The organism is Paradevosia shaoguanensis (genome assembly GCF_016801025.1).
GTDB lineage: Bacteria > Pseudomonadota > Alphaproteobacteria > Rhizobiales > Devosiaceae > Paradevosia > Paradevosia shaoguanensis.
The window spans coordinates 3862679-3886496 of sequence record NZ_CP068983.1 but is presented as its reverse complement, the minus strand read 5'-3'; the positions used below and the strand labels follow the sequence as shown (position 1 = coordinate 3886496).

Here is a 23818-nt window from a genome sequence, read left to right as displayed (position 1 = left end):
GTCACGCAACCCTTACATTCGCTGCCATTTGCGCGATCCGAGCGTCCATCTGTCGATAGAGCCGCAACCGCGCTGCCATTTCCTTGCGAACTGCCGCCGGCAGTCTCCTGCCCTGGTCCGCGGCCTGCCGCTGCGCCCGCGCGAACGCGATCTCGACAGTCTTGACGCTGCCGTCCCATGGCCGCGTCCGGTCCGCCCAATGCCCGTTCTTTATATCGGAAGCCCGGTTATCCAGCCACTGCGCCACAGCACTTTCAAAGCGAACCGTTGCAGCTTTTACATACCTGGGGACGCCTCTGAGACTCTGGCTCTCTGAAGCCAACACGAGAACAGGCGCTGATAGTGCTTTGATTTCACTAAGCAAGATATCGGCTTCGCCCGACGTAATCTCGCTTTTGCGAACGCGTTCGGATTCGAACTCTAGCAGCTCGCTTCCACGGTCTGCTTCGCGCGCCGACATGTAGAAAGCACTCGCTCGATGCGTAGTCAGCGGCTTTCCGCGCAATGCCGAGGCGAGAACATCGATTGCGCCGGCCAGCGCCTTGCGGACATTTCCGCCAATGCTGACCGGCCAAATGGTCGAGAAAATCACGCTGACGACGATGTTGCCGAAGATGATTCCGATGATGCGGTTGGTGGCCACGCCGATATCGAAAACCGGTCCGAACCCGCCCAGCGTGCAGAGGAAGAACGCCAGCGCCGCCTGCCAGCCCATATAGGAGATGCGCTCGGAACCGTTGGATATCCACGCCGCAATGAAGCTCCCTGCCCCGATCAGCAACACGAGATGGCCGATATCGGTCATGTGCGGCATGAGGAAGATGATGGCGCCCACGCCCATGGCCGCACCGATGAGGCAGCCGACGATGCGCAGCGTCAGCTTGTGCATCGTCTCGCCCGTCGTGCCGAGCGCCACGTAGAAGCAGGTGATCATCGCGGTATGGATCTCGAACCAGTCGAGCGCGGTGTAGGCGATGTAGCAAATCATCACCGCGAGCAGCGTCTTGAGCGCAAACTGGGTGTAGCGCGAGTTATGGAAGGCATCGGGGGCCAGAAGCGGCTCGCCGGGCTCCGTTTCGACCATAGCCGGGACGTAGGCGGGTGAAAGCGCTATGCCGGTCTCGTCGATGAGTTCGGTCAGTTCGTCCCGCGCGCCGAGCACCGCCATCGGCCTCTCGACCAGCCGCTTGTCGCTGACCGCTTCGGCATAGCCATGGAGGCGAGCCGCAAGCTCGGGCTGGGGCTCCCTGCCTTCCTGCGTCCGAACCAGCGAGAGCGCCAACATACGGTAGCTCAGGTCGATCAGCCTGCCGGACCTAGCGTTGTCGGTCTTGGTCGCCAGCGAAAGAAGGCGGGCCATGCGCTGGTAGGTGGAGGCCTTTTCGTTCCCCTCGCCCAACAGCGTTTGCGCGCGCTTTTCGGCCCCCTCGACGCCGGCCACAAGGTCGGCGGCAGCATTGAAGCGGTTTGCCAATATCTCGCGCAGCAGCCGCGCGGGACTTCTCGGCGCCACCACGTTGATCAGTACGAGGAAGAACATCGGGAAGAAAACGACGACCCACATCCAGGTCAGCGCGCGCGTGAGGATTTCGGCGATGGGGATGATGTCGTAGAGCGTCATCACGAAGGCGAAGACGAAGCCTACCGTGCCCGCCATCGGGCCGAGCCGCGTTGCCTGCGAGAAATACATGCCTCCGAAGGTGAAGGCGGCGATGAAGGCCAGCCGCATGAAGGGCGACCCGGCCGAAATCATGAGAAACAGCACGCCCAGCATGATGCCGACCGAGGCTGCGAAGATGAGACCGAGGCCGATGATGATGCCCGAGCCGGAATTGTCCTTGGAGGCAAAGAAGATGAGGTAACAGGAGAGCGCGGCTTCCGGCACCTTGTTGGCCATGGCCACGACGACTACCAGCACGCAGAGCACGGCCATGCGCACCGAGAGATCGAGCCGGCCCGGATAGGGCTGGAGCTCGTCCCAGACAGTGCGCAGCAGGCTCGGTCTAGTGGCTGGCCGGTACAGCATCGGCATCGTCCGGCAGTTCACCCACGATCACGATAGCGGTCGAGCCGATGCGCATCAGCTCCGCCGGCGGCTCTTCGAGATGGATGTAGACCGGGAAGCGCTTGGCGACCTTCACCCAGTTGAGCGAGCTCGACACCACGGGCAGCCCGAGAATGTTGGCCGATTCCTCAGAACGCACGCCCCAGCCGATGCTCTCCACGGTACCCTCGATACGGCGCGAACGATCCGCCATCACGAAGACGTCCGCCCTGCTGCCGAGGCGGATGGCATCGAGTTCCGTTTCGCGGAAGAAGGCGACGGCTTCCCAGCGCGACGTATCGATGAGGGTAAAGACAGATTGCGCCGTCAGCACATAATTGCCCGGCGCCATTTCGAGGCCCGTCACCTTGCCGTCGAACGGCGCGCGGACGGTGGTGTTGTCGAGGTCGCGCTGGGCAAGCGCCACGGCCGCTTCCGCCACTTCGACCTGTGCCTTGCGCGTATCGAGCGTGCCGATGACCTGCGTGGCGCCCTCCGATTGCTGCAGGGCCTGGTCGAGGCTCACCTGAGCGTCGCTATAGGCAGTGCGGGCCTGATCGACCTGCTGGGCGGTGACGTAGCCCTTGGGCAGCAGCGGTTCGAGGCGTTCGAGGGTCTGTCGCGCAAGCTCGGCATTGAACTTGGCGCGCTCGATCTGCTTGGCGGCGACATCGGCGTTGGATTGGGCGGTTGCGATGTTCCGTCCGCCCTGCGCGACTTCAGATTCGGCCGCGCGCAGTTCGGCCTGCGCCTGGTTGAGCCGCAACTGGTAGGGCTCGGGGTCGATCTGGAACAGCACGTCGCCCTTCTTTACCGCAGCATTGTTGCTCACGGCGATCGAGACGATCCGGCCAGGGACGGTCGCCGAGACCTGGATGGTTGGCGCCGAGATCTCCGCTACATCCGTACGCGGGCTGCGATTGATCTCGTTGAGCACGAAATAAGTGCCGATAGCGGCCGCGCCGATGCTAATTATGGCGATGAGCAGGCCGATCAACCGCGGAATGGTGTTCTCGCCCTTCATTGCGGAATCCCCCCGAACCAGAGGAACCAGAAGCCAATTCCCGAGGCGATGGCCATGGCCAGGTAGACCAGCAGCGGCACAGGCAAATATCCGTCGATATCGACGATGATCAGCACCTGACGAATAACGACGGCGACAATCACGCCCAATACGGCACAGACGATCCAGGCTGGGAAATAGGAACCGAATATTGCTAGCGACGGCGCCGAAGGCGTCGAACTGCAGGCGGTCAAGAGACAGGCAAGAAACAGCGCCAATCCCATTTTTGGCGCGCGCGCCCACAGGGCACGGTTCATTGACGCTAGCTGCACCTTTACGCTCCGCTCTACACCGAAGGCCCGCCGTAACGGCCGTTTCCGGGCAGTGATCGGCTCAAATCCCAGGTGCCGTCAAGCTTTGTGGGCTGACTTTGCGGTGAGCGCTAACGCCTTCTTCACCGTTTTGTTGCAGAACATAACTGGAACACGTATAAGAAGTTCAGCCTTTGTTCTGATTCCTGTCGGGGCCGCCATGCTGACGCGCAAGCAACACGAACTGCTCATGTTCATCCACGACCGGATGAAGGAAACGGGTATTCCTCCATCCTTCGACGAGATGAAGGATGCACTCGATCTTGCCTCCAAATCCGGTATCCACAGGCTGATTACAGCCCTTGAGGAGCGCGGGTTCATCCGCCGCCTGCCCAACCGGGCTCGTGCGCTTGAGGTCATCAAGCTGCCGGATTCGATGAACCCATCGCTCGGCGGTCGCCGCGCCCGGTTCGAGCCCAATGTCATCGAGGGCAATCTCGGCAAGGTCGCCGCTCCACCGCCGCGCGCGGATGTTTCCGGCATCGCCGAAAGTGGTCGGCCGGTCGCCATTCCGGTCATGGGCCGGATCGCGGCCGGTACGCCGATCGAGGCGATCCAGACGCATAGCCATACTATTTCCGTTCCGCCCGAAATGCTGGGGCCTGGTGAGCATTATGCGCTTGAAGTGCGTGGTGACTCGATGATCGAGGCCGGCATCTTCGATGGCGATACGGTGCTCATCAAGAAGCAGGACTCTGCGGGTACGGGCGAGATCGTCGTGGCTCTCGTGGATGATGAGGAAGCAACCCTCAAACGTCTGCGCCGCAAGGGTAATTCCGTGGCGCTGGAAGCTGCGAATCCCGCCTATGAGACCCGGATTTTCGGACCGGATCGCGTAAAGGTTCAGGGCCGATTGGTGGGCCTTCTCCGCAAGTACTGAGTCCTGTCCCGGAGACGAAAACGCCGCCCCGAAGGGCGGCGTTTTGTTTTGGGCGATCGGTTCGTGCGTCAGTGATTGTCGCGCGGAAGGCCGGCCGTCTGAGCCAGGCGCTGGTAGTTCACGGCAGGCTTGAGCACCGCGCCATTGCCGAGCTGGTCGACGATGCCGCGCTGGATCTCCTGCCATGGCGTCTGGTTCTTCGGATACTTATAGCCACCATTGGCCGCCAGTTCCTGGCGACGACGGGCGATTTCCTCTTCCGGGATCAGGATATCGGCAGCGCCGGTATTGAGGTCGATCCGCACGCGGTCACCCGTGCGCAGGATGGCGAGATTGCCGCCTGCAGCAGCTTCGGGCGAAGCATTGAGGATCGAGGGCGAACCCGAAGTGCCCGACTGCCGGCCGTCGCCGATGCATGGAAGCGAGGTGACGCCCTTCTTGATGAGGTATGCAGGCGGACGCATGTTGACGACCTCGGCCGCACCCGGATAGCCGATCGGACCGGCGCCACGCATGAAGAGCATGGTGTGCTCGTCGATGGCGAGTGCGGGATCGTCGATGCGGTGGTGGTAGTCTTCCGGACCATCGAACACCACGGCCTTGCCCTCGAAGGCATTGGGGCTGGCCGGATCGTTCAGGTAGCGGTCGCGGAATTCCTGGCTGATCACGCTGGTCTTCATGATCGCGTTGTCGAAGAGATTGCCGCGCAGCACCAGGAAGCCAGCTTCGGCCTTGAGCGGATTGTCGAAGCGGCGGATGACCTTGTCGTCGCCAATCGGGGTATTGCGGCAATTCTCGCCGATGGTCTTGCCGTTCACTGTCGGAGCGTTCTCGGCGATCAGACCCTGCGTCATCAACTCGTTGACCACGGCCGGCACGCCGCCGGCATGGTAGTAATCTTCGCCGAGATATTCGCCGGCGGGCTGCAGGTTGACCAGCAGCGGCACCTTGTGCCCTTCCTCCCGCCAATCGTCGATATCGAGCTCCACGCCGATGTGGCGGGCGATGGCATTGATGTGGATCGGCGCGTTGGTCGAACCGCCGATGGCCGAGTTGACCACGATGGCGTTATGGAAGTTGTCGCGCGTCAGGATGTCGGAGGGCTTGAGATCCTCATGCACCATTTCGACGATGCGCTTGCCGGTGCGGTAAGCCATTTCCTGGCGATCGCGGTAGGGCGCCGGAATCGCGGCGGAGCCGGGGAGCTGCATGCCCAGCGCTTCGGCCAGCGAATTCATCGTGGTGGCCGTGCCCATGGTGTTGCAATAGCCGGTGGAGGGCGCCGAGGAGGCGACCAGGTCGATGAATTGCGGGTAATCGATTTCGCCCTTGGCCATCATCTGGCGGGCCTTCCACACGATCGTGCCCGAACCAGTCCGCTCGCCGCGGAAATAGCCATTGAGCATCGGGCCCACGGAAAGCGCGATGGCCGGGATGTTGACGGTCGCCGCGCCCATGAGCATGGCCGGCGTGGTCTTGTCGCAACCGATGGTGAGCACGACGCCGTCGAGCGGATAGCCGTAGAGCACTTCCACCAGGCCAAGATAGGCGAGGTTGCGGTCAAGCCCGGCTGTCGGGCGCTTGCCCGTCTCCTGGATGGGATGGACGGGGAATTCGATGGCGATGCCGCCGGCCTCGCGGATGCCCTCGCGGACGCGTTCGGCGAGCACGATGTGGTGGCGATTGCAGGGGGAAAGGTCCGAGCCGGTCTGCGCAATGCCGATGATGGGCTTGCCCGATTGCAGTTCTTCACGCGACAGACCGAAGTTGAGATAACGCTCCAGGTAGAGCGCGGTCATGTCGGGATTTTCCGGATTGTCGAACCAGGCGCGCGAACGCAGCTTCTTTCCGGCCCCGTTGGAGCCGTTATTCCCCGTCATCGTAATACTCCTCCACCGCGCCGCTTGCGGCACGTAAATCAGGTCGAGCCTGTTATAGTGCATCGCCGAGGAAAATGTTCGGGAAAACACTCCGGCAAATAGGAAGATTTCTACGGTTTTGAAGAGCGGGCTGGAAGTCGCCGCCGTGATCAGGTTAGGTACGCCGCGCACCGGCAAGCCTCGCCGGCGCCTGGGGAGGAGAGGTTTGAATAAATTGCAGACCGAGTGGATCGCGGTGGATTGGGGAACCTCCAATCTGCGCGCCTGGGGAATTTCGCGCGACGGTGGGATAAGCTTTTCGCGGTCATCGGATCGGGGCATGGGCAAGCTCGCGCGTGAGGACTATCCGGGCGTGCTTTCGGGTCTGCTCGATGAAGAAGTGTCGGGGGTCTCCGAGGTCGTGATTTGCGGCATGGCCGGCGCGCGGCAGGGCTGGCGCGAAGCGCCCTATCTCGATGCGCCTGCCGACTTGGCCGGCCTCATTTTCAGTGCTGTGGCGCCTGATATGCCGGGCAGCCAGCTCCAGCCACGCATCCTGCCCGGCGTCTGCCAGAAGGCGAGCGGCGCCGAAGACGTCATGCGCGGCGAGGAGACCCAGTTGCTCGGGCTTTCGGCCCTCCACCCCGGCTTTTCGGGGCTGGTCATCATGCCCGGCACGCATTCGAAATGGGCGCTGCTCGACGGCACAAAGATCGACCGCTTCACGACAGCAATGACCGGCGAGCTTTTCGAAGTTCTCAAGACCCACTCTGTCCTGCGCCACTCGCTGCAGGGCGATCTCGATGGTCCCGAGCGCAGCGAAGGCTTTGCCGCCGGGCTCGCCATCGGCATCGAGCACCCCGAGCGGCTTACCGCTACGCTCTTCAAAGTGCGCGCGGGCTCGCTGCTGTCCGGCCGCACGGCTCCCTGGTGTGCCGGCTTCCTTTCGGGGCTCCTGATCGGAGCCGAGGTCGGCGGCCAAAAGGACTGGCTCGTCGGCGGCGAGGTGCCGCTCATCGGCGGCACTGCCCTTTGCAATCTCTATGTCCAGGCGCTGGCCAGAGTGGGGGCGATCGGGCGCATCATCGATGCGACCGAGGCAACCATTGCCGGGCTCAAGACCGCCAGAAAGGCACAAGCATGACGCAACGCAGAGAAATCATCGCCATCCTGCGCGGGATTACACCGGACGAGAGCGTGGACGTATGTCGCGCTCTAATCGAGGCGGGCATCACCATGATCGAGGTGCCACTCAATTCGCCGGAGGCCTTCCGCAGCATCGAACTGGCCAGCAAGGCCTTCGAGCGCGACGCGATGATCGGCGCCGGCACGGTGCTCTCGCGCCGCGACGTCCATGGCGTTGCCGAGGCCGGAGGCACCTTCATCGTCTCGCCCGACGCCAACAAGAAGGTGATCGAGGAGACCGTGCGCCTCACGCTCAAATCCTATCCGGGCGTGTTCTCGCCCACCGAGGCGTTCCGGGCCATCCGCGCCGGCGCCACGGGGCTCAAGTTCTTCCCCGCCGAAGTGCTGGGGGCGAAGGGCATCAAGGCCATCAAGGCGGTCCTGCCGCCCGCCATGCCGGTCTATGCCGTGGGCGGAGCGCATCCTGGCAATTTCGGCGAATTCTTCGCTGCCGGCTGCACCGGCTTTGGCCTGGGCACGTTCCTCTACAAGCCGGGCCGCCCCGCCGCCGAAGTCGCCGAGAAGGCCCGCGAGGCGGTCACTGCCTATGACAGGGACAAGGCTCTATGACCACGAAGGCCGAACTCTTCATCGACAGCCGGTGCGAACTGGGCGAAGGCCCGTTCTGGAACCATCTCGTCGGGCGGCTCTTCTGGTTCGACATTCTCAACAACACATTGTTCAGCGCCAGCGCCGATGGCCGGATCGTCGACCGCTTCACGTTCGACGATCGCGCGACGGCCGCCGCGATGGTGGACAAGAACAAGCTGGTGATCGCCACGGCGGGCGCGCTGGTGGAGCTCGATCTCGTCGCCGGCACCAAGCGGTTCCTCGCTTCGCTCGAAGCCGACAAGGTCGGCAATCGCTCCAACGACAGCCGGGTCAATCCGGCCGGCGGCTTCTGGATCGGCACGATGAGCCGCCGGGGCGATGACGATGTCGGCGCGGGGGCGGTCTATCAGTATCGCAGCGGCCACCTCGAGCTGCTGTTCGATCGTGTCACCATTCCCAATTCCATCTGCTTTTCGCCTGATGGCGGCACGGCCTATTTCACCGACACGCCGACGCGGCAGATCCTCAAGCGCGCCATCGATCCGGCAACGGGCCTTCCGGTCGGCGACTGGCAGCTCTTTGCCGAGATCGATCGCGGCTATCCGGATGGCTCGGTGGTCGACTCCGAGGGCTTCCTCTGGAATGCCCGCTGGGAAGGCTTTTGCGTGGTGCGCCATGCGCCGGACGGCTCGATCGACCGTGTGATCGAGGTCCCCACCAGCCGCCCCACCTGCCCCGCCTTCGGCGGAGCCGACTTCAAGACCCTCTACATCACCACTGCCCGCGAACACATGTCACCCGAGGAACTGGCCGCCGACGTGCATGCCGGCAGCGTCTTCGCCCTCGAAACCGACGTCGCCGGCCTTCCTGAACCCCTGCTCAAGCTCTGAAAGCTCGCTTCGAATGTCCAAGCCCACACTCGGCGTCTGCTACTACCCCGAACATTGGCCGGAAGAGCGCTGGGAAAGCGATGCCGCCCGGATGGCCGAGGTCGGGATCACCTATGTGCGCATCGGCGAGTTCGCCTGGTCCAAGCTCGAACCGCGTCCTGGCGAGCTGGATTTCGGCTGGATGGTGCGCGCCATGGATACGCTGGGCCGCCACGGCCTCAAGGTGATCGTCGGCACGCCTACGGCGACGCCGCCGCGCTGGATGATGGACAAACATCCAGACATGGTCGCCGTCGATGCCAACGGCCGGCCGCGCAATTTCGGCTCGCGCCGGCACTATTGCTTCTCGCATCTCGGCTATCGCGAGGAATCGGCGCGCATTACGCGTCTCCTTATCGAGCATGTCGGCCAGCATCCCTCGCTCGGCGGCTGGCAGACCGACAACGAATATGGCTGCCATGACACCACGTGCTCTTATTCGGAAGCGGCCCGATTGGGTTTCCGCACCTGGCTCAAGGCGCGCTACGGCTCGATCGACGCGCTCAACGAAGCCTGGGGCAATATCTTCTGGTCGATGGAGTATAACGACTTCGACCAGATCGACCTGCCGCTGCTGACGGTCACCGAGCCGAACCCAAATGCGACGCTGGATTTCCGGCGCTATTCGTCCGATCAGGTCGCGGCTTTCAACAAGGTGCAGTTCGACCTGCTCAAGGCGGCCCGCCCGGATCTGCCCGTGATCCATAACTTCATGGGCCGCTTCACGGCGTTCGACCATTTCGAGGTTGCCAAGACGCTCGATGTCGCAAGCTGGGATTCCTATCCGCTTGGGCACCTCGACGTCAGCGACGAGAGCGCCGAGGTCAAGGCGCAGTTTATGCGGCAGGGCGAGCCCGACGCTCAGGGCCTGCAGCACGATATCTATCGCGCCGTCGGCCGTGGCCGCTGGTGGATCATGGAGCAGCAACCCGGCCCCGTGAACTGGGCCAGCTACAATCCCGACCCCCTGCCCGGCATGGCCCGGCTCTGGGCATGGGAGGCCTTCGCCCATGGCGCCGAGGTCGTCTCCTATTTCCGCTGGCGGCAATATCACTCCGCGCAGGAGCAGATGCATGCCGGCCTGCTGCGTCCCGATAGCGAGCCGGCGCCGGCCTATCACGAGGCCATGCAGGTTTCGCGCGAGCTCGCGGCCACCGGCATTGCCGGCGAGGCGCGCAAGGCGCGCGTGGCCATCGTCTATGACTATGAAAGCGAATGGGCCTGGGAAGTGCAGCCACAGGCCAAGGGCTTTTCGCACCACGCCCATGTGCGTGCAGCCTATGTTCCGCTGCGCAAGCGCGGGGTGGATGTCGACATTCTCTCGGCCCAGACGGACACCTTCGAAGGCTATGACCTCGTCATCATTCCGGCGCTCTTCGCCTGGAACGACAAGCTGCGTACAGCCATTGCGAATTACGAAGGTCACCTGCTGATCGGGCCGCGCACAGGTTCGAAGACCGGGAACTTCACCATTCCGCAGGCGCTGGCACCCGACCTGCCGCGCAACATGCTCGATGCCAGGGTCGTGCGGGTCGACAGCACAAACCCCGCTATCGAGGTTTCGGTGCGCGGCGGCGGCGCGGTGCGTCACTGGCGCGAACGGCTCGAAACACGCGCGGCCGTGGAGCTCGAGGATGTGGAGGGCTTTCCCGTCCTCGTTTCGCAGGGCAAGCTCTTCTACCTCGCGGCCAGCGGCGACCGCGCACTGATGCAGCGCGTCATCGATCGCATGCTCGACGAGGCCGATCTGCCCACCCTCAACCTGCCCGCGGGCGTGCGCTGCCGCGTACGCGACGGCTTCCGTGTCTATTTCAACTACGGTTCGACGTCGGCCACGCTAACGCGCGCGGACGACGAGACGGAATACGTAGTCGGATCGGAAAGCATGGGCCCGGCCGGGGTCACCGTGGCACGACTCGCCAAGGCCGGTTGAGATCGACAATGGCGGGGCGGACTTCAAAGCCGCCCCCCAGCCATTTCAGCCAATGCACACCGCCGCGACGCAGATCACCCGCGTCGATCACCGTCGCCTCGCTCCGGCAATAGGCGGGCGCGTAGAGACGCGTAACGACGAGATCAACTGCCGCGCAATCCTCGCCGAACGCGGCCGCATCGCGCACGACGGCAATCCGATAGCCACCGGCCGCCTCAGCGATACAGCCGAGGGAATCGCAGGCGACGCCGCTCGTAGCCTTCTCGATCGGCTCCGAATAAGTGTCCTCCCATATCTGCACTGCGAATGAGCCAGGCTTGCCGGTGGCAAGCGCAAGGCCGTCAGGGCCGCGGAAGGCCAATGCCTGCGTCGTGTCGGCAATCAACACGTCCGGTGGACGGTCGATGGCGAAGAGCGGCACCGTTATTGCTACGAGGACAGGCCCCAGCAGTCGCCAGCGCGTCTTGAAGAAAGCGAACCAGGCCAGGCCCGCCAGCCCAATAGCGAGGGCCAACGGTGTCAGTAGGGGGCTCGCGCTGATGTGGCGGCTATAGGTCGCCACGAGCGCCGCGCAATCCAGCATGCGGTCGACCGACCAGCCCATGACCGTAACGGGAAGCCATTCCAGGCCGAGCGGCATGGCGAGGACACCCAGAAGCGCCGCGGGCATCATGATGAAGCCCACCAGCGGCAACGAAACGAGATTGCCGACGACGCCAAGCGGAGAGGTTTGCTGGAAGTGGTAGACCGAGAACAGCAATGTCGCCGCGCCCGCGACAAAGCTGGTCGCCGCGATGCCGAGGAAATAGTTCAGCAGCCGCCTGCCCCGTCCTTGGTTGTGCCGCCCGCCACCGATATGCACTTCATAGGCGCCGACCAGCGCGATAACTGCCGAGAATGAGAGTTGGAAGCTCGGGCGGAAGACGCTCGCTGGATCGCTCAGGATGACGATCAGGCCGGCAATGGCCACATTCCGCATGGTCAGCGCGCGCCGCCCGGCCACGATGGCGCCGAAGACCAGCAGAATCATGATCGTCGAACGCAAGGCTGCGACGTTGCCGCCGGAAATCGAGTAGTAGAGCACGGCCGAGGTCATGCCTCCGATGGCAGCTATTGCCTTCACCGACCGCATCCAGCCCGCCGCCGCGAACAGCAATCTCAGGACGAAATAAACGCCACCAGCCACAAGCGTCAGGTGCAGCCCCGAAATCGAGAGCACGTGCGCCAGGCCGGCCGTCGACATCACCTCGCGCGCCTCGTCGGTAACCGCGCTCTGGTCGCCATTGATCACAGCCCGGGCAATGCCCGCCGACGGTTCAGCCAACACACCGTCGATCCGCGCGGCGATGCCTCGTCGCACATTCTCGATGATCCGCTCCGGTAGCGCGTCGCTGCCTTGATTGACGATCACCGGCGGCGCGTTGGTAGTGCCGTAAGCGCCGATACCGTCGAAGTAGGAGTGGAACTGTGCGTCGAACGCGCCTGGCACCGCCGGCCCAGGCACCTGGTAGAAGCGAAATGGAGCCGAGATTACGTCGCCCGGCTCGAGATCGGGTCCCTTCCGCACGAAGACGCGCGCGCGTCGGATGTCCACCGGCTTTGCTCCCTCCAGCGGCGTAATTCGGGACACCACAATCCGCTGTTCGCCATCGGCCTTCGAGAGAATCTCATCCACTCGCGCCTCGAACGCGCCGTAGGCCGGACGCGTGAGCATCGGCGTGCCGAACAATGCGCCATGCACGCTGAACAGCGAAAAGCCGGTCCAGAAAGCGGCAGCGAGGCACGCTACCCGCAATACGCGGATCGAGCCCCGCCCGAGCACGAGTACAAGTGCGATGACCGCAGCCCCCGCGCCCAGCATCAACGGCTCGGGGTATGAAGCCGTTTCAAGCGACGCAATCAGCCCCGCGATCATTGCGAAAGGCGCCAGGATAAAAATACGGCGCTCTTCGAGCGAGTCCGACAATGCGGTCGCAAGTGTGGGCGCCCGTGCCTTGGGCCGCCCGGCGACCGGGAGGTTCGAGCGCGGCGCGTCCTCGACGAACCGCGAGGGCTCGGTGGAAATGCGTACTGGCGCATCGATCACCTGGCTCATGGGAAGAGGCCGCCCTTGCACTGGGCCGGTCCTGTGATACACACGGGGCCGATTGTTTCTCCATTCCCATCGCGAGCCATGTCCAAGCCCGTCGTCACCCGTTTTGCCCCCTCGCCCACCGGTTACCTGCATATTGGTGGTGCTCGGACGGCTTTGTTCAATTGGGCTTTTTCACGACATACGGGCGGCAAGATGCTGCTGCGTATCGAGGACACCGACCGTGAACGCTCGACGGAAGCTGCCATCGAGGCGATCTATGACGGCCTGCGCTGGCTGGGCCTCGACTGGGACGGCGATCCGATCCTCCAGTTCAGCCGCGCCGCGCGCCACGCCGAGGTCGCCCACGAGCTGCTCGAGCGCGGCATGGCCTACAAATGCTATTGCTCGCCCGAGGAACTGAACCAGATGCGCGAGGAGGCCCGCGCCGCCGGCAAGCCTCCGCGCTACAACGGCTACTGGCGCGACCGCGATCCCTCGGAGGCGCCCGAGGGCGTAGCCCCGGTCATCCGCATCAAGGCCCCGCTGTCCGGCGAGATCGTCGTTGAGGACCATGTGCAGGGCAAGGTGGTCTTCAAGGCCGAGAACCTCGACGACTTCATCATCCTGCGCTCGGACGGCACGCCGACTTACATGCTCGCGGTGGTGGTGGACGACCACGACATGGGCGTGACCCATATCATTCGCGGCGACGACCACCTGACCAATGCTGCGCGCCAGATCGTGATCTACCAGGGCATGGGCTGGGAAGTGCCGGAGATGGCGCATATTCCGCTCATCCACGGCCCGGATGGCGCCAAGCTTTCCAAGCGCCACGGCGCGCTGGGCGTCGAGGCCTATCGCCAGATGGGGTACCTGCCCGAGGCGATGCGCAATTACCTGGCGCGCCTCGGCTGGTCGCACGGCGACGACGAAATCTTCACCACCGACCAGATGGTCGACTGGTTCTCGCTCGATGCCCTCAACAAGGGCGCGGCGCGCTTCGACTTCGTGAAGCTCGAGAACATCAACGGCCATTACATTCGCGAGGCTTCGCCCGAGCGTCTCTACACGATCATGCTTGAGACCGCCGAGGAAGTGGCGCGCAATGCCGATGTCGTTGGCCTGTCGCAAAACAAGGACACAGTGCTCGCAGCCCTCCCCGAGTTGCAGCCGCGTGCCAAGACGGTGCTTGAACTGATTGATCTGGCTCAGTTTATCTACGCACAGCGTCCGCTGCCGATCGATGAATCGGCCTCGAGCCAGCTCACGCCAGAGTCGCGCGCGATGATCGGCGATTTCGCTGAAATCCTGCGTGGTCTCAACGATTGGTCGGTCTCGGCAATCGACGCGGCGGCCCGTGCCTTCGCCGAAGCGCGCGGTCTCAAGCTGGGCAAGGTCGCCCAGCCACTACGCGCGGCCCTGACCGGTCGCACGGTCTCCCCCGGCATCTTCGAAGTGATGGTTCTGATCGGCAAGCAGGAAGCGCTGGATCGTCTTTCCGACCAGGTAATGTCCTCCTGAAGTCTAGGCGCTGGGGGCGCGACGTTTTGTTGCATGGGTGGGGTAAATCGGATACTCCCAACCCGCTGAAAGTGTCAGCAAGCCTGCCTCATCCGGCCTGCCCGGCCGGGTGAGATCGCCAAGGAGAACAATATGGCTGAGGAAGTCGCAAAACTCGTTGTGGGGGACCAAACCTTCGAGTTTCCTGTGCTGCATGGCACCGTCGGGCCGGACGTGATCGATATCCGATCGCTCTACGCCAAGACGGGCATGTTCACTTACGATCCGGGTTTCACCTCGACCGCAGCCTGCGATTCCTCGATCACCTATATCGATGGCGACAAGGGCGAGCTGATGTACCGGGGTTACCCGATCGAGCAGCTTGCCGAAAAGAGCAATTACCTCGAAGTCTGCTACCTGCTGCTCTACGGCGAGCTCCCCAATGCCTGGCAGCTCAATGACTTCAAGGATCGCGTGACGCGCCACACCATGGTGCACGAGCAGATCCACTACTTCTTCCGTGGCTTCCGTCGCGACGCGCACCCGATGGCCGTGGTCTGCGGCGTGGTCGGCGCCATGGCGGCCTTCTACCACGACTCGATCGACATCTCGGACGCTCAGCAGCGCGAGATCGCCTCGATCCGCATGATTGCCAAGATCCCGACGATCGTGGCCATGGCCTACAAATATTCCGTGGGCCAGCCCTTCGTCTATCCGCGCAACGACCTCGACTATTCATCGAACTTCCTGCGCATGTGCTTCTCGGTTCCCGCCGAGGAATATGTGGTCAACCCGGTCATCGCCCGGGCGCTCGACCTCATCTTCACGCTCCATGCCGACCATGAGCAGAACGCCTCGACCTCGACCGTTCGCCTTGCCGGCTCCTCGGACGCCAACCCCTTCGCCTGTATCGCAGCCGGCGTGGCCTGCCTCTGGGGCCCTGCCCATGGCGGCGCCAACGAAGCGGCGCTTAACATGCTGCGCGAAATCGGCACAGTCGACCGCATTCCGGAGTTCATCGCCAAGGCGAAGGACAAGAACAGCGGCGTGCGCCTGATGGGCTTCGGCCACCGCGTCTACAAGAACTACGACCCGCGCGCCAAGGTGATGCAGGATACGGCCAAGGAAGTTCTCGCGCTGATGGGCGTCGAGAACAACCCGACGCTGCAGGTGGCGCAGGAACTCGAAAAGATCGCGCTTTCCGATCCCTACTTCATCGAGCGTAAGCTCTACCCGAACGTCGATTTCTACTCGGGCATCATTCTCGATGCCATCGGCTTCCCGACCTCGATGTTCACCGCCATCTTCGCGCTCAGCCGTACCGTAGGCTGGATCGCGCAGTGGAAGGAAATGATCGCCGACCCGCAGAAGAAGATCGGCCGCCCGCGTCAGCTCTACGACGGAGCCGTCACGCGCGATTACAAGCCGCTCATCGACCGCGAATAGTCTTTCTGACTTCGGTCCTGCATCCACGTCTCCCTCCCCCTTTTGGGGAGGGAACAAGGGGGACGGCCCCACTCGCAGACTGTGGCCCTCGTGACCTTGATTGAGCTTTGCTCTCAACGTCGACGCCCGCACCCAACAAGAGCTCAGGCAGCCTGCACGGATCGCCCAAGCGGTCGACGCCAAGACACTTCAAATACGTGAAATAGCCGGCGCTGACCTAAGCCAGCCGCTTCTGTATATGTGAAAGCACCCGATCTGCCGGGTCTTCCCGCGGAGCATCGGGCAGCCCCTCTTCCATCATCCGGCGCAGCAGTGCATAGGCCTCTCGCTGCGCGGTCTGCTTGTCGGGGTCACCCAGAATGGCCTCTGCTGCTCCCAGTACCGGCGACGGCAGCACTGCCGGCAGAATAAGCTCTGGCGCCACGCTGGCGTCGAGGATGATGTTGGGCAGCCCAACGTTCGGCCGGCCCGCCCGCTCGTAGAACGCCGCCTGCGCCCCTTCCATCACATAGGGGATGATCATCGGCACGCCGGCGAGCGCAATCTCAAGCGTCGCAGTTCCCGACGTGCAGATGGCAAACATGGACTGCTGGTAGAGCTCTCGCCGCTCGTTGCGATCCGGCGCGATACGCACCGGTACCGACCAGGTTGCGACCTCGGCCCTCAGTCGCTCGGCATGGATAGGCAGCGTCGGAATGAAGAACTCCTCGATGCCGAACCGACCGCCCAGCATCTCGGCGACACTACGCAACAATGGCATGTGCCGCCGCAGTTCCCCTGCCCGGCTTCCCGGCAGCAGCGCTACCTTGTGGCCACCGGCGTAGCGGCCCGCTTCCTTCAATGCTGGATGGCCGACATAGGAAGTCGGTGGTCCGCCCAGCCGTCGCATCGCAGCCGGTTCGAACGGCAATACCGCCAGCACCTCGTTGAAAAGCGGCTTGATCCGAGCGGCGCGCTCGGGATGGCGCGCCCAGACGGACGGAGCTACGTAAAGAATGATCGGCTTGGTCCAGCCTGACTTGCGCAGGCTTTTCGCGACACGTTCGGAAAACTCCTGCGCGTCGACCAGCACGACGATATCCGGGTCCGCCGCGCGGATGGCGCGGGCGGTCTGGCTGATACGCCAGAAAAGCAGCGGCAGGCGCAGGATGACATCTCGAATGCCCATCACCGCCAGATCGCTCATCGGGTAGATGGAGGCCAAGCCCACGGCCGTCAGCTCCTGCCCACCGACGCCGACAAGCGCCAGATCACTGCGTTCGCGCAGCCTCCGCACGAGATCGGCAGCGATACGGTCGCCGGACGGTTCCCCCGCCAGGATGAAGAGCTTGAGCGGGTCAGCCATCGATGGTCATGCCGACGACGGAGATATTTTCACGCTCCGCCGCCGCGATCAGCCGTTCGCGCTCGATAACAATGCTCTTGCCGGCCTCGACGGCGACGATGGAAACGCCCGCAGCCTTGGCATTCGTCACGGTATCCGGCCCGATGGCCGGCAAGTCAGCAAAGAGTGGCTGCTGCGGCTTCACTGCCTTGGCCAGCACGAGCGGCGCATCGCCACCACCGGCCAGGCCTTTGGCATGATAGCCGCCAACTCGCGCCAGAAGGCCATCGGTGCCGCTGATGTCCTCGGCCGATATCACGTGTTCGCCGACCACGACGACGGCTTGACCAATATCCAGCCGCCCGATTTCCCGTGCCATGCGTAGCGCGAAAGCCGCCGAGCGCGACTGTTCATCGGTCAGCGCAGGGCCAGCAAGAAGGCCTTTTTCGGCCAAGAGGTCAGGCGCGATTTCGTGCACGCCGACCAGATCGGCACCAGTCATCTTCTTGAGCACCGTCGCCAGCCCCGTCAGCGCTGCATCGCCGAGCGCCTGGGATGACGCGCCGGACGGGCGATCAGAATTGTTGTTGGCGAATTTTGCCAGGCCTTCGCGCTGCCCATCGGTCAGCGTGATGCCGCCCGCCAGCACCACGTGGCTGGTGCGGAATATCTTGAGGTTCCAGATGAGCCCAAGCGGATTGCCGAGGTCTGCATTGATGACCTTGACGCCGGCAAGGTCGGTCCTGGGCGTAAGCGCCAGGACTTGCACCTTGTAGCCGGCCTTGAGCGCCGCCTCGACCGCATGCGGCACGAGATCGCCCGTGCCGGCAAAGACGGAAAGGCGTTTGGCCATTATTCTTCGTGGTGACCGTTGCGCGGCAGGCAGATCGGACGATCGGCAGCGGCAGCAATGAAGCTGACCACGTCCTGCACCATCGGTGCCGCCTTGAACATCTCGGCGGCGTCTTCGACGCGCTCCAGCAGCGTGCCCTCGCTCGAGAAGATCATGCGATAGGCCGCGCGCAGCGTATGGATCGCCTCACGATCAAAGCCCGAGCGCTTGAGGCCGACGAGGTTTAGCCCCGCCAGGTTCGCACGGTTGCCCACGGCCATGCCGTAGGGAATGACGTCGCCATCGACCATGCTCTGCGCGCCGATGAAAGCATGCTTGCCAATACGCACAAACTGATGGACGCCGCAGATGCCGCCGAAGCGGACATAGTCTTCCACCACGCAATGACCGGCAATGGCCACGTAGTTGGCCAAGACGACGTGATTGCCGATCTTGCAGTCATGGGCGACATGCGCGCTGGCCATGATCAGGCAATCATCGCCGATGCTCGTTTCCATCCCGCCACCGGCCGTGCCGGGGTTGATGGTGGTATTCTCGCGGATCACCGTGCGCTCGCCGATGATGAGGCGGCTGGGCTCTCCACGATACTTGAGATCCTGCGGCGGGTGCCCGACCGAGGCGAACGGATAGATAATCGAATTGGCGCCGATATCCGTGTGACCGGCAATGGCCACGTGGGAAACCAGTTCAACACCGTCGTGCAGCGTTACCGAGTCTTCAACGACGCAGTATGGCCCGATCTTCACGCCGGTGCCGATCTTGGCACCCGGCGCAATGATAGCGGTGGGATGGATGACGGTGGTGCCTTCTGGCTGATGAACTGGAACGGCCAACTTCTATTCCCCGACGATCATGGCGCCGATTTCGGCTTCGGCGATGACCGTTCCGTCGACCATTGCCTTGGCCTCGTAGCGGCCGACCGAGCGGCGGCGCTGAATCTTGCGGATATGGTATTCGATACGGTCTCCAGGCTCCGCCGGCTTGCGGAACTTGGCCTTATCGATGGTGAGCAGCAGAACGATGCTCTTGCCGCCGCCCGTCTTAGCGTCGTGCGCGATCACGGTCGCGCCGGCGGTCTGGGCCATGCCTTCGATGATGAGGACACCCGGGAAGATCGGCTTGCCCGGAAAATGGCCTTGGAAGATCGGCTCATTGAACGTCACGTTCTTGACGCCGACGGCGCTGTCATCGCCGTTCATGTTGATGATGCGGTCGATCATCAGGAACGGATAGCGATGCGGGAGGCACTCGAGAATCCTCGCGATGTCCAGACTGTTGAGTTCGGCCTTTTCCACCGGCTGCTCCATCACACTGGTATCCATCAACGCTTCTCCCCTTTGGTCAATCGCCGCACGACCGCGATTTCGCGCCAGAAGTCCCTTATATCCTGCGCCGGAGCGCCTGCAAGCTTGGAACCGGCTGGCCAGTCCTTGGTGACCGCGGCCCTGCCATGCACCATCGAGCCTGCGCCGATGGTGAGGTGGCCGGAAGTCCCTACGCCCCCGCCCAGGAGAACGCCGTCTTCGACGATGGTCGAACCCGAAAGCCCGCTCATCGCAGCTATCAGGCAATAACGCCCGATTCGGCAATTGTGCCCGATCTGCACGAGGTTATCGATCTTGGTGCCTTCGCCGATCACGGTGTCACCAAGCGCGCCGCGGTCGATCGTGGTGTTTGCGCCGATCTCGACGCTGTCCTGCACGATCACGCGCCCGAGCTGCGGCACCTTGCGGTTGCTGCGGGCCAGGCCCAGCCAGCCAAAGCCTTCCGTGCCGAGACGCGCGCCCGGGTGCACCACCACCTTGTTGCCGAGATAGGTACAGTCGATTGTAACGTTCGAGGCGATCACGCAATCGCGGCCGATGGTGACGCCCGCCCCGATAACGGTATTGGCGCCGATCACCGTGTTGCGGCCGATCTCGACATTCGGGCCGATCGAGACGTTTGCGCCGATCAGCACGTTTTCCTCGATTATCGGTTCCCCCTGGCCCAGACCGGCCTTGATGATCGAGCGCGTATCCTGGGGATAAAGCCAGTCCAGCATGTCGGCGAAGACATCGTGCGCCTGCTCGGTCACGAGCGCAATCGTGCCCGCGGGTACCAGTTCCAACAGCGCAGGCGTTACGACGACTGCGCCGGCATCGGTCTGGCGCAGGTCCTCGGCATAATCGTTATGCGCCGCCAGGGCGAGTTCGCTCGGTCCGGCGATTGAAAGTTCGTCTGCTCCGGCGATCAGCAGATCCGTCGAGCGCGAAGCCTCGACCGAACGGCTCGTCGCAGCCATGAGCTGGCTGAGTGAGGCAGGCCCTGAAGACGCGTGAAATCGGGTATCGACCATTGATCAACTTTGAAAAAAAGAAGCCGCGGCGCACCGCGGCTTCGATTGGTTTCTCACGCTATGCCGATTAGAGCAAGGTCGAGAGCGTGAGCGAGAACACCTGCGTACGGTCGCTGGTCGCCTTGTTGAGGACGTAGGCGAAATCGCCACGCAGCGGGCCGAACGGCGAGTTCCAGATGAGCGAGGCACCGATCGAGCTCTTGAACTTCTGGTCCACGCTATCCGGATCAACCGAGCCAGCAAGGAAAGCCGGGGTGCCATCAATCCAGGCAGCGTCTGCCCAGACCGCGCCACGCAGGCCGTAGGTCTCCGGAATAACCGGGATCGGGAACTCGATTTCCGCCGAGAGGCCAGCATACATCGTGGCGCCGAGGAATTCACCCGACTGGAGGCGCGGGCCAACGCCACGGCCCTGGAAACCGCGCACGAGGGTCGAGCCGAGCGGGAAAGCTTCCGTTGCCGACACTTCACCATCGCTTAGGTTGTTGATGATGCCTGCAGTACCGCGGATGCTGCCCACGATGCCACTGTCTTCCATCAGCGGGACGAAATAGCGGGCACGAGCTTCCGACTTCACGTAGTTCACATCCCAGCCGACATACTGCTGAGTGAAGGTGGCGATCAGACCGTTCGTCGGAGCCTTCTGGTCGTCAAGGATGTTGTAGGTCAGCGTATAACCGAGCCAAGCCTTGTTACGAACCTCACCATCGGTGACGATCTGGGAGGCCAACCGACCGCCATCGACATTCGACGTGGAGAACGTCTTGTGTTCGAGACCGGTGAAGATGGTCGCAGAGAGGTCACGGGTGATCGGCACGCCGAAGCGGAGCTGGCCGCCGGTAGCAGTGTAGCCATAGTAGGTCGAGGTCGAGCTGGTCGGCTCGGCAATGACACGGTAGTAGGCGTCCACGCCAGCGGACATCTTGAGGCCCATGAAGCGCGGCTCGGTGAACGAGAAGTCGAACGTGCGACCACCGTTCTGACCATCGCCGAGGCCCGCCGTAGCGCCGATGGAGGCACGGACGTACTGGCCACGACCAAGGAAGTTACGCTCAGTCACCGAGATTTCGCCAAGAAGGCCGTCGTTGGTCGAGTAACCAGCCGTCAGGCCATACTCGCCGGTCGACTGTTCGACAACGTTGATGTTGATCACGACCTTGTCGGCAGCGCTGCCTGGTTCGGTGGTGATATCGACCGCCTTGAAGAAGCCAAGAGCTTCGATCGAACGCTTTCCACGCAGAACCACGGAGCGGTTGAAGGGGTCGCCTTCAGCGAAGGACAGCTCACGACGGATCACGAAGTCGCGGGTCTTCTGGTTGCCGGTGATATTGACGCGCTCGACATAGACACGCGGACCTTCGTCAACGAGGTAGGTAACGTTGAAGGTCTTGCTGGCCGGGTCGCGATCGAGGCGCGGACGCACGTCGGCGAAGGAGTAGCCCTGGTCGGTCGCATCGAGAGCCATCTGCTCGACGGTCTTCTGCAGATCGACATAGGAGTAGCGCGAGCCCTGCCCCGTCTTCACCGTCCCCTTGAGGGAATTGGTGTTGAGGCCCGGGATGCTGGTCTCGATACCAACGTTACCGAACGCGTAGCGCTCGCCTTCGTTGATCGTGAAATTGATGAAGTAGGCGTTGCGAGCCGCATCGAACTCGCCGACCGAGGTCACCTGCGTATCAGGGTAACCGTGGTTGGCGTAGTAGAGACGGATGAGGTCGCGGTCGACGGCGAGCTGCTGCTCGTCATAGTTGTCGTCACGGAAGAGCCAGCTCAGGAAGCCGCTTTCCTTGGTGCGGATCACGCCCTTGAGCGTGCCGCCGTTGACGGCATTGTTGCCCGTGAAGTTGATCGCGGCGATGCCGGCGCGGTTGCCTTCGTTGACGACGAAGGTCACGCGAACACGGCCACCTTCCACGTTCTCGACCTTGGGGGTCACGGTGACGTTGTTGAAACCGGCCTTGTCATAAGCGAGGCGGATGCTTTCGGCATCAGACGCCACACCCTGGGCCGAGTAGGTACCGCGAGTGGCGGTATCGACCATGGTCAGCAACTGCGCATCGGAGAATCGCCGGTTGCCATCGAAGAGAACGGAGGCGATCAGCGGCGCTTTGGACTGCGCCTGCACCTGCTGGACCCCGACGATTGCACCGCCAGCCCCTGGCAGGGAACCCGCGGCAAACAAGGCCAGCGCCACAAACACGCCGCGCATCAGCTTGGTGGGATCAATCATGTTTCTTATTGCCTCATGCGACCAGACGCATGGAATCGCCCCAGACGAGCTGCCCCACGCTTACTCATTGAACGGTTTTACTGTTTTTTTAACCAAGGGCAAGGCGCAAACGCCGGTTCGGTTACCAAAACATTGGGGCGCGTGCATCCGTGCAACACCCCGGAAATAATGGTTACCAAGGCGTTAGAGCAGATCGTTCACCAGCGTGAAGATGGTGAGCGTGAAAACCAGCGCGAGTCCAATGCGGAAACCCACCTCTTGCACGCGCTGACTCAGCGGCCGTCCCCGAACCGCCTCGATGAGATAGTAGACGAGGTGTCCGCCGTCGAGCATGGGCACCGGCAGAAGGTTAAAGACTCCGATATTGAGCGAGATCATCGCGATGAGGTTGACGAAGGCCGCAAAGCCCAACGTCGCCACTTCGCCGGAAACCTGCGCCACCTTGACCGGACCGCCGAGCTGCTCGCGGTCTCCCCTGCCCACGAAGAAGTCACCGATAAAGGCGACCGTGCGGTCGACGATGAAGCGGATCTCCTCGAACGTCATGCCGACCGCTTCCACCGGGCCGGGCCGGTAAAGTGTCACGTCGGCGTTCTCCACATCCCTGCTCACGCCGAGCCGGCCGATGCGATGGGTCTTGCCGAACCGGTCGGTGGTTTCGGCGGCCTCGGGCACGGCAACGATAGTTTTTTCCACACCCGTGCGATCGAGCACGATCGTCACGGGGCGCTGCGGCGCCGTTGCGACCAGGCGCTGGAAGTCCTCGAAGCCGCGAACCGCGAAGCCATCGACGGAGAGAATCTTGTCACCCGGCTCGAGGCCTACTTCGGCAGCAACCGAGCCTGCCATCACATTGCCGATCACTGGCGGGATAGTGTAGCGGCCATAGCCGAGCAGCAGTGCATAGAGAATAAGGAAGGTGAGGATGACGTTGGCCAGCGGCCCTGCGATCACCACCGCGATGCGTTGCCAGACATTCTTGTTGACGAAGAGCCTTTCGCGCAGCTCCGGGCTGGCATTGGCGATGACGTCGTCATCGGGCAAGGCGCTCGTCGCGTTCATGTCGCCAACGAAGCGGACATAGCCGCCAAGTGGAATTGCCGAGATACGCCAGCGCGTTCCGTGCTTGTCGTTCCAGCCGAAGAGCTCGGGACCGAAGCCGATCGAGAAGGTCTGGATGGCGATCTTGTTCCACCGCGCCACCAGGTAGTGCCCCATCTCGTGCACGAAGACGATGACGGTCAGCACGACCAGGAAGGACAGGAGGGTGGTGAAGAACGACGGCAGCATGAACTGT

Annotated in this window: 19 protein-coding genes; 7 read left to right on the top strand and 12 right to left on the bottom strand. The window is 63.0% G+C overall.

Annotated features, from left to right (window positions below):
- Window position 1: 1 nt before the first annotated feature.
- From JNE37_RS18925 to JNE37_RS18915, 3 genes are read right to left on the bottom strand one after another with little or no spacing between them, the layout of a single operon-like run.
- The gene (locus JNE37_RS18925; RefSeq protein WP_203064309.1) at window positions 2–2026 is read right to left on the bottom strand and encodes an FUSC family protein; all 2025 of its coding nucleotides are present in this window, start codon (window positions 2024–2026) and stop codon (window positions 2–4) included.
- Window positions 2004–3068 (bottom strand): multidrug transporter subunit MdtN, encoded by a 1065-nt coding sequence (gene mdtN / locus JNE37_RS18920; RefSeq protein WP_203064308.1) that lies wholly within the window; start codon window positions 3066–3068, stop codon window positions 2004–2006. The genes JNE37_RS18925 and mdtN overlap by 23 nt, the downstream gene beginning before the upstream one ends.
- A complete protein-coding gene (locus JNE37_RS18915) occupies window positions 3065–3364 on the bottom strand; it encodes a YtcA family lipoprotein (protein WP_246513364.1) in 300 nt (99 codons plus the stop codon). The genes mdtN and JNE37_RS18915 overlap by 4 nt, the downstream gene beginning before the upstream one ends.
- A 214-nt stretch (window positions 3365–3578) precedes the next feature.
- Between JNE37_RS18915 and lexA the strand changes: the two genes are divergently transcribed.
- Window positions 3579–4298 carry a transcriptional repressor LexA gene (gene lexA, locus JNE37_RS18910; RefSeq protein ID WP_203064300.1) on the top strand — a complete coding sequence of 240 codons (720 nt, stop codon included), beginning with the start codon at window positions 3579–3581 and terminating at the stop codon, window positions 4296–4298.
- A gap of 68 nt (window positions 4299–4366) precedes the next feature.
- Here the strand turns inward: lexA and JNE37_RS18905 are convergent, their stop codons facing one another.
- Window positions 4367–6178, bottom strand: coding sequence for an IlvD/Edd family dehydratase (locus JNE37_RS18905; protein ID WP_203064299.1), 1812 nt, complete (start codon window positions 6176–6178; stop codon window positions 4367–4369).
- A gap of 145 nt (window positions 6179–6323) precedes the next feature.
- Between JNE37_RS18905 and JNE37_RS18900 the strand changes: the two genes are divergently transcribed.
- From JNE37_RS18900 to JNE37_RS18885, 4 genes are read left to right on the top strand one after another with little or no spacing between them, the layout of a single operon-like run.
- Window positions 6324–7301, top strand: coding sequence for a 2-dehydro-3-deoxygalactonokinase (locus tag JNE37_RS18900; RefSeq protein WP_343073234.1), 978 nt, complete (start codon window positions 6324–6326; stop codon window positions 7299–7301).
- On the top strand, window positions 7298–7912 hold the full coding sequence (locus JNE37_RS18895; RefSeq protein WP_203064297.1) for a 2-dehydro-3-deoxy-6-phosphogalactonate aldolase: 615 nt from the start codon (window positions 7298–7300) through the stop codon (window positions 7910–7912). Before JNE37_RS18900 ends, JNE37_RS18895 begins: the two co-directional genes overlap by 4 nt.
- Window positions 7909–8784 (top strand): SMP-30/gluconolactonase/LRE family protein, encoded by an 876-nt coding sequence (locus tag JNE37_RS18890; RefSeq protein WP_203064296.1) that lies wholly within the window; start codon window positions 7909–7911, stop codon window positions 8782–8784. The genes JNE37_RS18895 and JNE37_RS18890 overlap by 4 nt, the downstream gene beginning before the upstream one ends.
- 13 nt (window positions 8785–8797) lie before the next feature.
- Window positions 8798–10756 carry a beta-galactosidase gene (locus tag JNE37_RS18885; protein WP_203064295.1) on the top strand — a complete coding sequence of 653 codons (1959 nt, stop codon included), beginning with the start codon at window positions 8798–8800 and terminating at the stop codon, window positions 10754–10756.
- Here JNE37_RS18885 and JNE37_RS18880 read toward each other — a convergent pair.
- Entirely contained in the window at window positions 10725–12851 is a 2127-nt protein-coding gene (locus JNE37_RS18880) for a ComEC/Rec2 family competence protein (RefSeq protein ID WP_203064294.1), read from the bottom strand. The genes JNE37_RS18885 and JNE37_RS18880 overlap by 32 nt on opposite strands.
- Window positions 12852–12929: 78 nt before the next feature.
- Here JNE37_RS18880 and gltX point away from each other — a divergent pair, with 78 nt between their 5' ends.
- Together gltX and gltA are read left to right on the top strand one after the other, a co-directional pair.
- Window positions 12930–14351 carry a glutamate--tRNA ligase gene (gene gltX / locus JNE37_RS18875; RefSeq protein ID WP_035093219.1) on the top strand — a complete coding sequence of 474 codons (1422 nt, stop codon included), beginning with the start codon at window positions 12930–12932 and terminating at the stop codon, window positions 14349–14351.
- 132 nt (window positions 14352–14483) lie between these two features.
- Window positions 14484–15776 carry a citrate synthase gene (gene gltA, locus JNE37_RS18870; RefSeq protein ID WP_035038959.1) on the top strand — a complete coding sequence of 431 codons (1293 nt, stop codon included), beginning with the start codon at window positions 14484–14486 and terminating at the stop codon, window positions 15774–15776.
- Between the two features lie 217 nt (window positions 15777–15993).
- Here the strand turns inward: gltA and JNE37_RS18865 are convergent, their stop codons facing one another.
- The 7 genes from JNE37_RS18865 to rseP all read right to left on the bottom strand — a co-directional run bounded on the left by JNE37_RS18865 (window position 15994) and on the right by rseP (window position 23811).
- Window positions 15994–17121, bottom strand: coding sequence for a lipid-A-disaccharide synthase (locus JNE37_RS18865; protein WP_203064289.1), 1128 nt, complete (start codon window positions 17119–17121; stop codon window positions 15994–15996).
- Window positions 17114–17953 (bottom strand): LpxI family protein, encoded by an 840-nt coding sequence (locus JNE37_RS18860; RefSeq protein ID WP_203064288.1) that lies wholly within the window; start codon window positions 17951–17953, stop codon window positions 17114–17116. Before JNE37_RS18860 ends, JNE37_RS18865 begins: the two co-directional genes overlap by 8 nt.
- Complete coding sequence (gene lpxA / locus JNE37_RS18855; RefSeq protein WP_052016183.1) at window positions 17953–18786, bottom strand: acyl-ACP--UDP-N-acetylglucosamine O-acyltransferase; 834 nt, start codon at window positions 18784–18786, stop codon at window positions 17953–17955. The genes JNE37_RS18860 and lpxA overlap by 1 nt, the downstream gene beginning before the upstream one ends.
- Before the next feature lie 3 nt (window positions 18787–18789).
- Window positions 18790–19275 carry a 3-hydroxyacyl-ACP dehydratase FabZ gene (gene fabZ, locus JNE37_RS18850; protein ID WP_246513363.1) on the bottom strand — a complete coding sequence of 162 codons (486 nt, stop codon included), beginning with the start codon at window positions 19273–19275 and terminating at the stop codon, window positions 18790–18792.
- Window positions 19275–20237 (bottom strand): UDP-3-O-(3-hydroxymyristoyl)glucosamine N-acyltransferase, encoded by a 963-nt coding sequence (lpxD, locus tag JNE37_RS18845; RefSeq protein ID WP_203064287.1) that lies wholly within the window; start codon window positions 20235–20237, stop codon window positions 19275–19277. The genes fabZ and lpxD overlap by 1 nt, the downstream gene beginning before the upstream one ends.
- A 121-nt stretch (window positions 20238–20358) precedes the next feature.
- On the bottom strand, window positions 20359–22521 hold the full coding sequence (gene bamA / locus JNE37_RS18840; protein ID WP_203064286.1) for an outer membrane protein assembly factor BamA: 2163 nt from the start codon (window positions 22519–22521) through the stop codon (window positions 20359–20361).
- Window positions 22522–22704: 183 nt separating this feature from the next.
- Window positions 22705–23811, bottom strand: coding sequence for an RIP metalloprotease RseP (rseP, locus tag JNE37_RS18835; RefSeq protein ID WP_203064285.1), 1107 nt, complete (start codon window positions 23809–23811; stop codon window positions 22705–22707).
- Window positions 23812–23818: the final 7 nt, after the last annotated feature.

What these genes read in the sequence shown, in the direction of transcription:
- JNE37_RS18895 (WP_203064297.1), top strand. Translation starts at nt 7,298, where the DNA reads ATGACGCAACGCAGAGAAATCATCGCCATCCTGCGCGGGATTACACCG.
- JNE37_RS18860 (WP_203064288.1), bottom strand. Translation starts at nt 17,953, where the DNA reads ATGGCCAAACGCCTTTCCGTCTTTGCCGGCACGGGCGATCTCGTGCCG.
- JNE37_RS18880 (WP_203064294.1), bottom strand. Translation starts at nt 12,851, where the DNA reads ATGAGCCAGGTGATCGATGCGCCAGTACGCATTTCCACCGAGCCCTCG.
- lexA (WP_203064300.1), top strand. Translation starts at nt 3,579, where the DNA reads ATGCTGACGCGCAAGCAACACGAACTGCTCATGTTCATCCACGACCGG.
- JNE37_RS18925 (WP_203064309.1), bottom strand. Translation starts at nt 2,026, where the DNA reads ATGCTGTACCGGCCAGCCACTAGACCGAGCCTGCTGCGCACTGTCTGG.
- lpxD (WP_203064287.1), bottom strand. Translation starts at nt 20,237, where the DNA reads ATGGCTGCGACGAGCCGTTCGGTCGAGGCTTCGCGCTCGACGGATCTG.
- fabZ (WP_246513363.1), bottom strand. Translation starts at nt 19,275, where the DNA reads ATGGATACCAGTGTGATGGAGCAGCCGGTGGAAAAGGCCGAACTCAAC.
- JNE37_RS18905 (WP_203064299.1), bottom strand. Translation starts at nt 6,178, where the DNA reads ATGACGGGGAATAACGGCTCCAACGGGGCCGGAAAGAAGCTGCGTTCG.
- mdtN (WP_203064308.1), bottom strand. Translation starts at nt 3,068, where the DNA reads ATGAAGGGCGAGAACACCATTCCGCGGTTGATCGGCCTGCTCATCGCC.
- JNE37_RS18865 (WP_203064289.1), bottom strand. Translation starts at nt 17,121, where the DNA reads ATGGCTGACCCGCTCAAGCTCTTCATCCTGGCGGGGGAACCGTCCGGC.
- JNE37_RS18915 (WP_246513364.1), bottom strand. Translation starts at nt 3,364, where the DNA reads ATGAACCGTGCCCTGTGGGCGCGCGCGCCAAAAATGGGATTGGCGCTG.
- gltA (WP_035038959.1), top strand. Translation starts at nt 14,484, where the DNA reads ATGGCTGAGGAAGTCGCAAAACTCGTTGTGGGGGACCAAACCTTCGAG.
- bamA (WP_203064286.1), bottom strand. Translation starts at nt 22,521, where the DNA reads ATGATTGATCCCACCAAGCTGATGCGCGGCGTGTTTGTGGCGCTGGCC.
- JNE37_RS18885 (WP_203064295.1), top strand. Translation starts at nt 8,798, where the DNA reads ATGTCCAAGCCCACACTCGGCGTCTGCTACTACCCCGAACATTGGCCG.
- gltX (WP_035093219.1), top strand. Translation starts at nt 12,930, where the DNA reads ATGTCCAAGCCCGTCGTCACCCGTTTTGCCCCCTCGCCCACCGGTTAC.
- JNE37_RS18890 (WP_203064296.1), top strand. Translation starts at nt 7,909, where the DNA reads ATGACCACGAAGGCCGAACTCTTCATCGACAGCCGGTGCGAACTGGGC.
- rseP (WP_203064285.1), bottom strand. Translation starts at nt 23,811, where the DNA reads ATGCTGCCGTCGTTCTTCACCACCCTCCTGTCCTTCCTGGTCGTGCTG.